Source organism: Enterobacter sp. 168J2 (assembly GCF_034107265.1).
GTDB lineage: Bacteria > Pseudomonadota > Gammaproteobacteria > Enterobacterales > Enterobacteriaceae > Enterobacter > Enterobacter nematophilus.
Genome location: NZ_JAWNEB010000007.1, coordinates 127,918 through 141,393, shown reverse-complemented (window position 1 = coordinate 141,393; position 13,476 = coordinate 127,918). Strand labels below are relative to the sequence as shown.

11 protein-coding genes are annotated in these 13,476 nt (G+C 54.4%); 4 read left to right on the top strand and 7 right to left on the bottom strand.

Annotated elements, in window-relative coordinates; genetic code table 11:
* Positions 1-62: 62 nt before the first annotated feature.
* Both prlC and rsmJ read left to right on the top strand, forming a co-directional pair.
* Positions 63-2,105: an oligopeptidase A gene (gene prlC, locus USG84_RS18155; protein WP_253543410.1), complete on the top strand. Its 2,043-nt coding sequence runs from the start codon at positions 63-65 to the stop codon at positions 2,103-2,105.
* 7 nt (positions 2,106-2,112) lie between these two features.
* Complete coding sequence (rsmJ, locus tag USG84_RS18150) at positions 2,113-2,862, top strand: 16S rRNA (guanine(1516)-N(2))-methyltransferase RsmJ (protein WP_151412415.1); 750 nt, start codon at positions 2,113-2,115, stop codon at positions 2,860-2,862.
* Between the two features lie 93 nt (positions 2,863-2,955).
* Here the strand turns inward: rsmJ and uspA are convergent, their stop codons facing one another.
* A complete protein-coding gene (gene uspA, locus USG84_RS18145) occupies positions 2,956-3,393 on the bottom strand; it encodes a universal stress protein UspA (RefSeq protein ID WP_003861223.1) in 438 nt (145 codons plus the stop codon).
* Between the two features lie 283 nt (positions 3,394-3,676).
* On the opposite strand from uspA, the gene uspB reads away from it, so the two are divergent.
* Positions 3,677-4,012 (top strand): universal stress protein UspB, encoded by a 336-nt coding sequence (uspB, locus tag USG84_RS18140; protein ID WP_003861224.1) that lies wholly within the window; start codon positions 3,677-3,679, stop codon positions 4,010-4,012.
* Positions 4,013-4,055: 43 nt separating this feature from the next.
* Here the strand turns inward: uspB and USG84_RS18135 are convergent, their stop codons facing one another.
* The 3 genes from USG84_RS18135 to pitA all read right to left on the bottom strand — a co-directional run bounded on the left by USG84_RS18135 (position 4,056) and on the right by pitA (position 6,504).
* Positions 4,056-4,463 carry a hypothetical protein gene (locus USG84_RS18135; RefSeq protein ID WP_151412416.1) on the bottom strand — a complete coding sequence of 136 codons (408 nt, stop codon included), beginning with the start codon at positions 4,461-4,463 and terminating at the stop codon, positions 4,056-4,058.
* Positions 4,441-4,830, bottom strand: a complete 390-nt coding sequence (locus USG84_RS18130) for a polymorphic toxin type 44 domain-containing protein (protein WP_061096813.1) — start codon at positions 4,828-4,830, stop codon at positions 4,441-4,443. Before USG84_RS18130 ends, USG84_RS18135 begins: the two co-directional genes overlap by 23 nt.
* Positions 4,831-5,004: 174 nt before the next feature.
* Positions 5,005-6,504 carry an inorganic phosphate transporter PitA gene (gene pitA / locus USG84_RS18125; RefSeq protein ID WP_061096814.1) on the bottom strand — a complete coding sequence of 500 codons (1,500 nt, stop codon included), beginning with the start codon at positions 6,502-6,504 and terminating at the stop codon, positions 5,005-5,007.
* Positions 6,505-6,732: 228 nt separating this feature from the next.
* Here pitA and USG84_RS18120 point away from each other — a divergent pair, with 228 nt between their 5' ends.
* Positions 6,733-7,929: an NAD(P)/FAD-dependent oxidoreductase gene (locus tag USG84_RS18120; RefSeq protein ID WP_151412417.1), complete on the top strand. Its 1,197-nt coding sequence runs from the start codon at positions 6,733-6,735 to the stop codon at positions 7,927-7,929.
* Between the two features lie 54 nt (positions 7,930-7,983).
* Here the strand turns inward: USG84_RS18120 and USG84_RS18115 are convergent, their stop codons facing one another.
* From USG84_RS18115 to USG84_RS18105, 3 genes are all read right to left on the bottom strand, one after another.
* Positions 7,984-9,804, bottom strand: a complete 1,821-nt coding sequence (locus USG84_RS18115) for an integrin alpha (protein ID WP_151412418.1) — start codon at positions 9,802-9,804, stop codon at positions 7,984-7,986.
* A 107-nt stretch (positions 9,805-9,911) separates the two neighbouring features.
* Positions 9,912-10,940: a fimbrial protein gene (locus USG84_RS18110; protein WP_151412419.1), complete on the bottom strand. Its 1,029-nt coding sequence runs from the start codon at positions 10,938-10,940 to the stop codon at positions 9,912-9,914.
* 2 nt (positions 10,941-10,942) lie between these two features.
* A complete protein-coding gene (locus tag USG84_RS18105) occupies positions 10,943-13,459 on the bottom strand; it encodes a fimbria/pilus outer membrane usher protein (RefSeq protein ID WP_253543409.1) in 2,517 nt (838 codons plus the stop codon).
* Positions 13,460-13,476 lie beyond the last annotated feature (17 nt).

Genomic DNA, 13,476 nt, shown 5'->3' with positions numbered 1-13,476 from the left:
CTGAACAATATGCACAGCGCCGGATGCGCGCTTCATTCACCTATTTCAACAGGACAGCGTTTATGACCAATCCATTACTGACGCCTTTTTCGTTGCCGCCGTTTTCTAAAATCCTCCCTGAGCATGTGGTTCCAGCCGTTACCCAGTCGCTGGACAACTGCCGCGCGGCGGTAGAAAGCGTGGTCGCGCAGGGCGGGCCGTACACCTGGGAAAATCTGTGTCAGCCGCTGGCCGAAGTGGACGACGTGCTTGGGCGTATTTTCTCCCCGGTGAGCCACCTGAATTCGGTAAAAAACAGCCCGGAGCTGCGCGAAGCTTACGAACAAACCCTGCCGCTGCTCTCCGAGTACAGCACCTGGGTTGGTCAGCACGAAGGGCTGTACAAAGCCTACCGCGACCTGCGCGACGGCGACCACTATGCCGAACTGAACACGGCGCAGAAAAAATCGGTCGATAACGCGCTGCGTGACTTTGAGCTGTCCGGGATTGGTCTGCCAAAAGAGAAGCAGGTTCGCTACGGTGAAATCGCCGCGCGCCTGTCCGAGCTGGGCAACCAGTACAGCAACAACGTCCTCGACGCCACCATGGGCTGGACGAAGCTGATTACCGATGAATCCGAACTGGCCGGTATGCCGGAAAGCGCGCTGGCGGCGGCGAAAGCCCAGGCCGAAGCGAAAGAGCAGGAGGGCTTCCTGTTAACGCTGGATATCCCGAGCTATCTGCCGGTGATGACCTACTGCGACAACCAGGCCCTGCGCGAAGAGATGTATCGCGCGTACAGCACCCGAGCCTCCGACCAGGGGCCGAATGCCGGTAAGTGGGACAACAGCCCGGTGATGGCGGAGATCCTCGCTCTGCGCCACGAGCTGGCCCAGCTGCTGGGCTTCGACAGCTACGCGGATAAATCTCTCGCCACCAAAATGGCGGAAAACCCGCAGCAGGTGCTCGACTTCCTGACCGACCTCGCGAAGCGCGCCCGTCCTCAGGGGGAGAAAGAGCTGGCCCAGCTGCGCGCCTTCGCGAAAGCGGAGTTCGGCGTGGACGAGCTGCAGCCGTGGGATATCGCTTACTACAGCGAAAAACAGAAGCAGCACCTCTACAGCATCTGCGACGAGCAGCTGCGCCCGTACTTCCCGGAAAACAAAGCCGTTAACGGCCTGTTCGAGGTGGTTAAACGCATCTATGGCATCACTGCCAAAGAGCGTACCGACATCGACGTCTGGCACCCGGACGTGCGCTTCTTCGAACTGTATGACGAGAAAAACGAGCTGCGCGGCAGCTTCTACCTCGATCTCTACGCGCGTGAGAACAAGCGCGGCGGGGCGTGGATGGACGACTGCGTGGGCCAGATGCGTAAAGCCGACGGCTCCCTGCAGAAGCCGGTCGCCTACCTGACCTGTAACTTCAACCGTCCGGTGAACGGCAAGCCTGCGCTGTTCACCCACGACGAAGTGATCACCCTGTTCCACGAGTTCGGTCACGGCCTGCACCACATGCTGACCCGCATCGAAACCGCCGGCGTTGCCGGCATCAGCGGCGTGCCGTGGGATGCGGTCGAGCTGCCGAGCCAGTTTATGGAAAACTGGTGCTGGGAGCCGGACGCGCTGGCGTTTATCTCCGGCCACTACGAGACCGGCGAACCGCTGCCGAAAGAACTGCTGGATAAAATGCTTGCGGCGAAGAACTACCAGGCGGCGATGTTCATTCTGCGTCAGCTGGAGTTCGGCCTGTTCGACTTCCGCCTGCACGCCGAGTTCAGCCCGGCGCAGGGGGCGAAAATCCTCGAAACCCTGGCCGAGATTAAAAAGCAGGTTGCCGTTATTCCAGGGCCGAACTGGGGCCGCTTCCCGCACGCGTTCAGCCACATCTTCGCGGGCGGCTACGCGGCGGGCTACTACAGCTACCTGTGGGCCGACGTGCTGGCGGCAGACGCCTTCTCTCGCTTCGAGGAGGAGGGGATCTTCAACCGTGAAACCGGCCAGTCGTTCCTCGACAACATCCTGACCCGCGGCGGTTCTGAAGAGCCAATGGTGCTGTTCAAACGCTTCCGCGGCCGCGAGCCGCAGCTGGATGCGATGCTTGAGCATTACGGAATTAAAGGCTGATTGTTACGTGAAGATCTGCTTAGTTGATGAAACGGGCGCCGGAGACGGCGCCTTATCTGTTCTGGCGGCCCGCTGGGGGCTGGAACACGATGAAGAGAACCTGATGGCGCTGGTGATGACGACAGCGCATCTCGAATTACGCAAGCGCGACGAACCGAAGCTCGGCGGGATTTTTGTCGACTTCGTTGGCGGCGCGATGGCGCACCGGCGCAAATTCGGCGGCGGTCGCGGCGAAGCGGTGGCCAAAGCGGTCGGCATTAAGGGGAGCTATCTCCCGGACGTGGTGGACGCCACGGCGGGTCTGGGGCGCGATGCGTTTGTGCTGGCGTCGGTGGGCTGTCACGTGCGGATGCTGGAGCGCAATCCGGTGGTGGCCGCGCTGCTCGACGACGGGCTAACGCGAGGCTACGCGGACCCGGAAATCGGCCCGTGGCTGCAGGAGCGTTTGCAGCTTATCCACGCCTCCAGCCTGACGGCGCTGACCGATATCTCCCCGCGTCCGCAGGTGGTCTATCTCGACCCGATGTTCCCGCATAAGCAGAAAAGCGCGCTGGTGAAGAAAGAGATGCGGGTGTTTCAGTCGCTGGTGGGGCCGGATTTAGACGCAGATGGCCTGCTGGAGCCGGCTCGTCAGCTCGCGACGAAGCGGGTGGTGGTAAAGCGCCCGGACTACGCGCCGCCGCTGGCGGACGTTGCCACGACCAACGCGGTGACCACGAAAGGGCATCGGTTTGATATTTATGTCCCCTCACCCTAGCCCTCTCCCCATAGGGGAGAGGGAACGATCGAGCCCCTCGCCCCTCTGGGGAGAGGGGTTGGGGTGAGGGGTAAGCTAAGGTACGTGCTTTACTTACTCGTCTTCTTCGTCGCGCAGCGGAACAATCAGCATGTCCACGTGAACGGTGTTAATCAGCTGGCGCGCTGAAGACATCAGCTTGCTCCAGAAGTCCTGATGGTGACCGCATACCACCAGGTCCATATCGTATTTCTTAATCGCATCAACCAGCACCTGGCCCAGGTCGCCGCTGCCGCTCAGGGTTTCGGTGATCGGATAGCCCGCGTTGGTGGAGAGCTCGCTCAGCGCGTGATGCGTCTCTTCGGAGATGCGTTTCTGCATATCGCCCAGATTAACGTCGATCAGACCGGTGTAGAGGTCGGAGTAATTCACATCAACGTGAATCAGGGAGACTTTCGCGTTGTAGGGACGTGCCATGGATACCGCTTTATCAACCAGCACTTTGCTCTCCGGGGAGAGATCTACCGCGATGAGAATGTGTTTGTAAGCCATAGTGTTACTCCTTCCTTAAGTTATCGATGACTAAATGGGAAAGCCGTCGTCTGATGCTTTCATTACGGCCCAGTTAAACATATTTTTCAAGCTTTGGTGTTGATAACGATTAACCTTGTGGCAAAAAAATTAATGGATCTCCTACACTATTTAATGAGCCGTTCGGATATTAAAACGCGAACCGGATCGACTTTTGGTCATTCTTTCACTGAACTGTCTGTCAGGGCATTGGGGTGCGGTAGCTCAGGAGCCTTGCTTCGTGGGCGGACGCCGGGGAGGATGTATGATTAGCACCGTCGCATTGTTTTGGGCGTTATGCGTAGTTTGCATAGTGAATATGGCGCGCTACTTCTCATCGTTACGTGCGCTGTTAGTGGTACTTCGTGGTTGCGATCCGTTGCTGTATCAGTATGTGGACGGTGGAGGGTTCTTCACCTCGCATGGACAGCCCAGCAAGCAGATGCGTCTGGTGGGGTATATCTACTACCAGCGCTACCGCGATCATCACGATGAAGAATTTATCCGTCGCTGCGAGCGTCTGCGTCGTCAGTTCATTTTGACCAGCGCCCTGTGCGGGCTGGTCGTGGTCAGCATGATTGCATTGATGATTTGGCACTGAGCATGACAGCAGGCGGGGTAAGCCCCGCCTTGTTTCATCTGGCTCAGGGCTTAACTGAGAACTGGAGATTTGAAACAGTGTCCTCAATCGAGATGACCTTCCCGCTATAGGTAATTTTCACTTCTCCGTTTGCATCAATGCTGGCAGAGGTAATTGTGCCTGTACCTTCAATGACCGGATGCTTCATTGCGAGCTGTTGGATAATGTCAGTATCTTCCCCTGCTATCTCTTGCGAGAGATAGTAGCGGTAGATTGTTGGCACGGTTGCGCCGCCTTGGTTGTTCACGGTCATATAGAGCCAGACGCGGTCAGATAATTGATAAACGCGTTGAAGTTCATCACTCGCTTGCCGGTTGGGCTGGTGGTTGAGCCAAAAAAATCCAATGACAAGAGCTAAAAGCGATAATGTCACAAGGCGATGAATCCATTTAGTAGCCGTTTTGAATGGCATACTCTATTCCTTCTCTGATATTGCGTTGGTCCGTCGGGTCGTCCCCGTAAGGTGGTTTTTCGTGCCATTTTCCCCATTCAGGTTTTGAGGTGCCAGCACGGCTTTGAGCCCAGCCTGCGCCCATAAGAAGGATATTTGCGGGGATGCCCGCAGCAGTTCCGGCGGCGCCGAAATTGAAGTTACCAAATGCTGCAAAGTATGGGTCGAATTTTTTATAATCCCAGGGACCACCATTGCGGACTTTTTGGTAGAACCAATAATACGTTGAGGGTGTGGCCATATTACGCGACATACCGTGAAGGCGTGCTTCACGCATGTTGTTCGCTATAACGATTGAACCTGGTCCTGCAATAGGGACAGAAGCCATATATTCTCCTTTGTCTGGTTTTTCTTCTGGGTGCCATGATAGATTTTTCTTTGATATAGGGCTGGACAAAAAATGTTCAGGAAATCCTGACGTTATAAAACGTCTGACTACAAATAACAGCCATAAAAAAAGCGGGCCAGTTTCCTGACCCGCTTTTTTGTCGCCTTCAACCGATTAAATCAGCTTCAGCGAAATCCAGTACAGACCACCAGACAGCAGGATGGACGCCGGAAGGGTGAACACCCAGGCCATCAGAATGTTGGTCACGGTTTTGCGCTGCAAACCGCCGCCGTCAACAATCATGGTACCTGCCACGGACGAGGAGAGTACGTGGGTGGTGGATACCGGCATACCGGTGTAGCTTGCCAGACCGATAGATACCGCAGCCGTCATCTGCGCGGACATACCCTGCGCATAGGTCATGCCTTTCTTACCGATCTTCTCGCCGATGGTGGTCGCCACACGACGCCAGCCAATCATTGTACCGATACCCAGTGCCAGCGCGACGGCCATGATGATCCAGATTGGCGCGTACTCGATGGTGTTGAGCATGTCGCTTTTCAGTTTCTTCAGCAGACGTTTGTCGTCTGAATTCACCTCTGGCAGCTTCGCGACTTTATCGGTCACGTCAGAAATGCAGAGCATGATACGACGCAGCTGACCACGCTGTTCAACGGCCAGTTTATCGTAGCTTTCGATATTGCCCAGCATGCCTTTGGCACGTTCCAGCGCGTTAATCGCGTTAGCCGGATGGCAGTGGAATTCGCCCGGTGCCGTCGTTGCACCTGATTCCGGGGAAGGGATCAGCTGATCAACGCCGGTCGCTTTTTTCAGCAGCTCAGGATGCTGCTGGAAATAGGTCTCAACGTTGTTGACCGCATCACGGGTACGGGTAATTTCGTAACCAGACGCGTTCATGTTCACCACGAAGCCCGCCGGAGCGACGCCAATCAGAACCAGCATCACCAGACCAATGCCTTTCTGCCCGTCGTTCGCGCCATGAGAGAAGGCCACGCCGATAGCGGAAATGATCAGGGCGATACGCGTCCAGAACGGCGGCTTTTTCTTGCCGTCTTTCTTCTCACGCTCTGCTGGCGTGAGGTGGATACGCGCGCGTTTCTTCGTGTTGCTCCAGTAGCGACGCAGGATGAAAATCAATCCACCCGCTACCACCAGACCCACGATAGGGGAGATGATCAGAGAGCCGAAAATGCCCAGTACTTTAGGCAGGTTCAGCGCATCAACAACCGATGTCCCGGTCATCAGGGCGTTAGTTAACCCGATACCGATAATCGCGCCGATGAGAGTGTGAGAGCTGGATGCAGGCAGGCCAAAATACCAGGTACCGAGGTTCCAGATAATGGCAGCAAGCAGCATTGAGAACACCATGGCAAGGCCATGACCGGAACTCACGTTAAGCAGCAGATCCGTTGGCAGCATATGCACGATCGCATACGCAACGCTCAGTCCGCCCAGGAGGACACCAAAAAAGTTAAATACCGCCGCCATAACAACCGCAAGCTGCGATCGCATTGCGCGAGTGTAGATAACCGTTGCTACTGCGTTTGCAGTGTCGTGGAAGCCGTTGATCGCTTCGTAAAACAGTACAAAAACCAGAGCAAGCAATAGTAAAAGCCCGGTATGTAAATCCAGGCCGGCAAACAAATGTAGCATAGGACGTTACGCCATTTTGAGGACATGAACGCGGCGCATTATCCAGGACAAATGCGCAACGGGCAAAGTGAAATATAGACTTTTTTTGACATACCACCTGATTTGAGAAAAGTGCCTGAAAGGATAATCGTTAAATTTCAATGGAATGGCTTTGTAATATCTTTTTACGCTGGTGTGACCACAGAGGAAACTTTACAATCCGCGGCAGTTAACGAAGAGGGTTTTGACGTGGAAAGGTTTGATGCCGTGGTAATTGGCGCCGGTGCGGCGGGTATGTTTTGTGCGGCGATGGCCGGACAGGCGGGTCGTCGCGTACTGTTGCTGGACAACGGAAAAAAGCCAGGCCGCAAGATCCTGATGTCGGGCGGCGGGCGCTGCAACTTCACCAATCTTTATGTCGAACCCGCGGCCTATTTAAGCCAGAACCGTCATTTTTGTAAATCTGCGCTGGCGCGTTACACCCAGTGGGACTTTATCGACCTGGTGGGTAAGCACGGCATCGCGTGGCATGAAAAGACTCTGGGACAGCTGTTCTGCGACGACTCCGCGCAGCAGATTGTCGATATGCTGGTGGCCGAGTGTGAGAAGGGCGGCGTGGTTATGCGCCTGCGCACGGAAGTGCTTGAGGTCGCCCGCGACGAGCAGGGCTACACGCTGCAGCTCAATGGTGAAACCGTCAGCGCCGAAAATCTGGTCATCGCCAGCGGCGGCCTCTCGATGCCGGGACTGGGCGCCTCACCGTTCGGCTACAAAATCGCCGAGCAGTTTGGCCTGAAGGTGCTGCCAACCCGCGCCGGGCTGGTGCCGTTTACGCTGCATAAGCCGCTGCTGGAGCAGCTTCAGACGCTTTCCGGCGTCTCTGTTCCCTCCGTTATTACTGCCGAAGACGGGACGGTGTTCCGCGAAAACCTGCTCTTTACCCACCGCGGTCTCTCCGGCCCGGCGGTACTGCAAATCTCCAGCTACTGGCAGCCGGGCGAATTCGTCACGGTCAATCTGGTGCCGGACTGCGATCTGGACGCGTTCCTCAACGAGCAGCGCGGAGCGCACCCGAATCAGAGCCTGAAAAATACCCTGGCGATGCAGCTGCCGAAGCGTCTGGTAGAGTGTTTGCAGGGGCTGGGGCAGATCCCGGATGTGTCGCTCAAGCAGCTTAACAGCCGCGAGCAGGAAACGTTGGTGGATACGTTAACGAACTGGCGCGTTCAGCCAAACGGCACTGAGGGGTATCGCACAGCGGAAGTGACGCTGGGCGGCGTTGATACGAATGAGCTTTCTTCACGCACGATGGAAGCGCGTAACGTACCGGGGCTCTACTTTATCGGCGAGGTGATGGACGTGACCGGCTGGCTCGGCGGGTACAACTTCCAGTGGGCATGGTCGAGCGCCTGGGCGTGCGCGCAGGCGCTGCAAAATGCGCAATAAATTGCCGGGGAGTCTCCTCCCCGGCGGTGTTGCCCCATTCAGGTGACGTAATAATTAATCCGGGATGATGTAATCCGCAATGCGGAAGGTGACTTTACCCGTCCAGCTGTTATCACGGTAAGAACCAATGGCGAGACTATCCTGGGTGAAGCCATTGAAGCTGCCGGCCGCAACGGAGGCACCGAATTTTTCATACTGATTTTTACCCCAGTAGACTTTCGCAACGCCTTCACTCACCAGCGTATTAATATTGATCATGCCCTCATCGTCAGCGTAATCATCCAGGCTTTTACCGCCGTTGATCACATACACGGCGCCCACCTGAGTGCCGCTGGAGTTCAGCGCATTCGGATCGCCAATCACCAGATCCTTCTTGCCGTCACCGTTCAGATCCACGTTTCCGAGAATGCTATTCCCGAACCCTGCCAGCTTGCTGCCTGGCCTGTCGGCGTAAATGGCATAGCCATCTCGTACGCTAAAGTTTTTGTTGAAGTTCAGCCGGGTGTGCGCCGCATCAAGGAACAGGGAGGATGGCAGCTTAGTGCCGTCGGTCTTACCTTTGATAATCCAGACCAGCCCGGAACGCTTTTTGTCGATGCCCATGTCGGCAGGGGCGCTAATGGCAAAAGCGTTATAGTGCGTACTCAGGAAGTTACCTAACGGCGTGATGGTGCCGTTATTGGGTTTATCCTGCGTATAGGCGCTATGATCGTTACTCCCTTCACCTCCACCAGACTGACCGCCAAGGAAAGCCGCCCCCATACCGTGAAGACGGGTCGCTTGCGTCGCGTTTAGCGAGGCGATGTCGAGATTCCCCTGGTTGAAACTGCTGCCGTAGACAAGATACGCCGTGCCGCGTCCATCAGTGCCGCTGTTCTCTGATTTACGGCCTTCATTGACGGATTCCGGGTCGACGATCAGATAATCACTGAAGCCGTCGCCGTTAATATCTCCGACATCACCGATCTGCTGCCCGAGGTTGTAGTTAAGCGGTTTCTCCGGACCGTTGGTGGCGGTCATCTGCGGGCGAATATAGGCACCGGTCGCGGCAGGGATCTCCCAGTCGCCCAGGCTGTTGCGCTTAATATCAATGTTCTGCCACTGGTCGCCAGGCTTCTGGGCGCCGTAGATAATGACCGCGCCGCCGCGTCCGCCAGTGCCTTCGATATCGCCGATAGCGAGATCGACCATCTTGTTGGCCACAGCAGAATTTTTATATTTAATTGGGCCTACCGCGGCGCCAAACCAGCCGCCGGTATTAGCATTGCCTGAAGAATTAACCGTACGGATGCGAATACCCAGGCGAGCATCGCCGTTGTCGATATCATTGAGGTCTATCTGATTAGAAAGCCGCGCGCCTGTGCGGTGATGCGGCCCGCCCCAGATAATATAGACCTGATCATGCCAGTGGGAGGCGATGACTAAATCGTCATATCCGTCGCCGTTAATATCACCAATTTTGCGTACCGCGACGCCCATCCATTTTGTCGTCACTGAGCCAGGCTTATTCGCTTTATTGCTGTGGAAGATTTTAAGCGCGTTTTGCGGATCGAATTCACCTACGTTGTTCACTTCCTGCATGGTTTTACCGCCGGAAGTACCGAAAATAACGTACGCGAGCCCTTTCGCGCTATCCCCCCAGGGGGCCGTAATCACAATATCTTCGCCCGCGATATGTGAGCCATTGTCCTTATCGGAAAACTTACCGATCGTGGCCATTGTCATACCGAAATAGTCTTTACTCTTTTCTCCCTTGATGGAGAAAGGCGCTGAGTAGGGCTCAATATCGCTGGCGATGGCCTGAGAGGCCGTCATGCCTGCGCCTAATAAGGCCGCAACGCAAAGTGCTACGCGCGTTTTACTTTTCAGTTTCATATTATATATCCTTATACAAATCCATTTAAGTTACCCGGCAACTCATTTCTATAGTGCTATGAGTTGCAGTGAAATAAGATGTATCTTTAGTGGATTAAGTTTTTTCTTTATTTAAACTCGAAATCCAGCGTTGAGGTGGCTTCAAATTTTCCCGGTTCTGGAAATTTTTCTCCTTGTTGCACGGGCGTAGCTACAATAGTGACATTACCCCCCTGTGTCGGAATGGCCGAACTGCTGCCATCAATTTTATTACCGTTGTGTTCAAGTTTTATTCCTAAATCGTTGCGATCCCCTCCTTCTTTATTACGGGTTCTGATAAAACCAGCGTCATTAAAATCGGAGGTGCGGAATTTAATCTCCGCCCTGCTGACATCCGCTTCGTCATCACAGGTTACGTTGAGCGGAATGCTTTTTTGCTTACTGTTGGCTTCAGGCGTAAATTCATTTGCTGTAATATCACCAAACGGGATGTTAATGGGTTCTCCGCCATTAATCGTACAATTTGGCGGAATAGTAATAATCATTTCAAAGTTGAGTTTCACAAACGGTTTAGTGGGATCGAAATCACCTGATTTTTTTCGGGCGTAAACTGTAAGTAGCTCTTGTGCAGGGTATACATGTTGGCCTGTGATCTTCTTGGTTAACTCTACTGAAACCGTCCCGCTAGAACCCGTTTTAAACGGATGTTCTTCATTAACATCGTCACAATCTAAATTCGTTATGTTTTGATTATCTACCCCTGAACTATTTTGCAAATCAACAGTCGCTTGATTTTGGATAGTACCACCAATGTCTATCTTAAAGCCGATATTAATACCTTTCTCTTCATCGAATGGATAGTAAATAAACTCGCCATTACGTTTACCACTTCCCGATTTCAGCACGTCACTGGTAAATTTAAAGAAGACACTTTCTTTATCGGACGAATTTATACAGAAGCATATGCCCGAAAAGTTTCGATTATTATCCCATCCCTCCTGTACAGACCCTGGTATATGTTCGGCAGTGAGATTTTTGCTAATCGGAAAAACGGTTGCTCCGCCAATTGGCCAGCAACTGCCCGGAATAGCAGCAAAGGCAGGCGATCCCATCAATCCGCCTGCTGCCAGGCACACGAGTAACGCTAATTTTTTCATGATTAATTCCTTAAATCATTAACGGGTTTTTTGCAGATCTGTGTTAACTGCACAATTCCGCTAATCGTGGGTTCCTGGCCAGAAAGCTGATAGTTAACCTGGCAACGCTGATTGGGTTTCTTACCCCAGCTCACGTCTAACGTTCCTTTTTCTGCCATCCCGGTAAGGAATACGCTGCCTTCATCACCCACAATGCTGCTGGTGGTGTTTTGAGAAACAACGGCGCCGAACGGAACGGGTTTACCCTGCGCATCTTTCAGCGTCATCATCAGGCGTTTACCCACCGCGGTGGTAAAACGTGCCCGAACGATAGCTCCCCGGGTGGGAACGACTTTATGGCTATTGCTTTCCAGCTCAACATCATCTGGCAGCGTGTCGGGTCTCAGCTGGATTGTGCTCTCCTGATAAGGGGCCAGGTACGGCACCACGGCATATCCCCGGGAGTCGGTACGCACGCCAGCGTGGTTACGGACGCTGACACCCGCTGCATCCGGCGCTTCAACAAGAGCGACCGTTTCACCCAGCGACTGCGCCAGCGTGACGCCATGCGGGTGAACCAGCACGCCGCCTCGCAGGTTATAATTCAGCCGCTGTGCGTCCCGGCTATAGCCATACCCGGCGCCAACCTGCGCATAGCGTCCGCTATAGCTAAGCGATACATCACTGCTGTTTGCCTGGCTGCCTGGATTGATGTTCTGCTGTATGCTCCAGTTCAGGTTATTGTCCTCAAGGGCGCTGCCGCTCAGGGAAACGCTGTGGCCAGGCGAGCGGTTATCTGCTGCGGAAAATGAGTAACCGGCACGTGCAGAGCTGAGCCATTTGTCCAGAGGAACGCTCACGCTCAGGCTGAACAGATTGTCCTGGTTATAGCGACGCTGGTTATCCTCTTTTGTTACGTTCAGATAGTGGCTGTAGTTCAGGCTATAGCTAATACCGTTCCAGCTATTGCCATAGCCCAGCGAGGCAGAGGTCGTGCGTTTTTTGCTGGTGTGGTAATCCTCGCTGACCAGCATGGAGGAGAGGTAGCCGAGGTTGTCTCCCAGATTTTGGTTCAGCGTCAGTTCCGTACGGCTGCGACGTCGCTCCGGGATAGAGTGCTCCGAGTGGTAGCTGCTCAGCGTTTCACCCAGCGTGTAGTAATCGGACGTTGAGTAGCGATAGCCCGCAATCGCAACGTTAGTGCCGGTAGAGAGCAGGTTTTTGTTATAGCGAAGGCGTAGCGACTGCCCCCGGTTTTTCTCTGCATGCTTGGTGGTTGCCCAGGCCTGGGTAATATCAAATGACAGTGCGCCAAAATCCCCCATGTTTTTTCCCATGCCAAAGAGCAGGGACTGGTATTGACTGGCGGCCTGCATGCCACCGTATATCGAGGTTTCCCATGGAAGACCGTAAATCAGGCTCCCTTGCGAAAACGGCGCATTCTCAGCATCGCTGCTGCTGGAACGATAGGTGCCGCTAATGACTTCATATTTATATTGCCCTTCCCGCTGCATAACCGCTAACGACGCGTAGGGCACTAAAGAGACTTGCTCGCTGCCATCCGCCTCTTTCACGACAACTTTCAGCTCGCCGCTGCTGCCGAGGTAAAGGTCGTTGATAACAAATTCGCCGGGCGGGACATAGCTTTGATAAATGCTGTAGCCATTCTGATAAATGGTGATCTGGGCATTAGTGCGGGCGATACCGCGGATTACGGGGGCATAGCCCCGCATGCTTCCCGGAAGCATCTGTTCGTCGGAGTAGAGCTGCACGCCGCGAAATGGGGTGCTGTCAAAGACGTCAGAGGTAGAACTATTATCCCCGACAATCAGCTGGCTATTCAGGGCGCTGATATCGCGCTGTAAATAGGTATAGACCGATTCCCAGCGACCGGCTTGCCCCTGGCTATTGCTCCAGGTCGAAAAATTGCGTAAACGCCATGGGCCAACGTTCAGACCTGGACGCAGGCTAAGGTACTGGCTATCGGTTCCCGTCCCGTTATTCGAGGTCCAGCTGGCGCCGCTGTAGTTGTAGCTGAGCGTCAGGCCCGGAATTCCCTGCTCCCGACGAGCGGGATCGATGTAGCCGTGAGCCTGGCTGTCCAGGGCCGCCTGGGGAATGCTAAGTCTTAACGCCTGCTCGCTGAAGTCAAACTCGCTGCTCGCGTGTGGGATTGCCGCCAGTTTCGCGCAGCCCTGGGTATCATCCTGCAGCAGCGGGAAGGCCGCTGTTTTTACGCCAAACGACTGAAGCGTCTCCTTGCTAAGGCACGGAGCGAGAATATTTTTATGCTGTGCGTTCTCTTCGAGCCTAAACGTGATATCGCGCGTGTCGATCATTTTCTTGTTAAGAAAGAGGTCAACACGATAAACGCCTGGTGTCTGGCTATCTTTATTCTCAAAGAGAGAAAGATCGACTGCGGTACGCGGCGCGCCGCCTGTTTCCAGAAACGCCGGGTCGAAATAATCACTGGCGTATAGTGCGCTGGGTAATATCCAGGCAAAGCAAAGTGCTGGACGAATGCCCCAAAATATAGTCATGAAAAATATCCCTGAGA

Bases quoted from the DNA above. Each gene is read 5' to 3' on its own strand.
- prlC (WP_253543410.1), top strand. From the start codon at position 63: ATGACCAATCCATTACTGACGCCTTTTTCGTTGCCGCCGTTTTCTAAA.
- uspA (WP_003861223.1), bottom strand. From the start codon at position 3,393: ATGGCTTACAAACACATTCTCATCGCGGTAGATCTCTCCCCGGAGAGC.
- uspB (WP_003861224.1), top strand. From the start codon at position 3,677: ATGATTAGCACCGTCGCATTGTTTTGGGCGTTATGCGTAGTTTGCATA.
- USG84_RS18135 (WP_151412416.1), bottom strand. From the start codon at position 4,463: ATGCCATTCAAAACGGCTACTAAATGGATTCATCGCCTTGTGACATTA.
- USG84_RS18130 (WP_061096813.1), bottom strand. From the start codon at position 4,830: ATGGCTTCTGTCCCTATTGCAGGACCAGGTTCAATCGTTATAGCGAAC.
- pitA (WP_061096814.1), bottom strand. From the start codon at position 6,504: ATGCTACATTTGTTTGCCGGCCTGGATTTACATACCGGGCTTTTACTA.
- USG84_RS18115 (WP_151412418.1), bottom strand. From the start codon at position 9,804: ATGAAACTGAAAAGTAAAACGCGCGTAGCACTTTGCGTTGCGGCCTTA.
- USG84_RS18110 (WP_151412419.1), bottom strand. From the start codon at position 10,940: ATGAAAAAATTAGCGTTACTCGTGTGCCTGGCAGCAGGCGGATTGATG.
- USG84_RS18105 (WP_253543409.1), bottom strand. From the start codon at position 13,459: ATGACTATATTTTGGGGCATTCGTCCAGCACTTTGCTTTGCCTGGATA.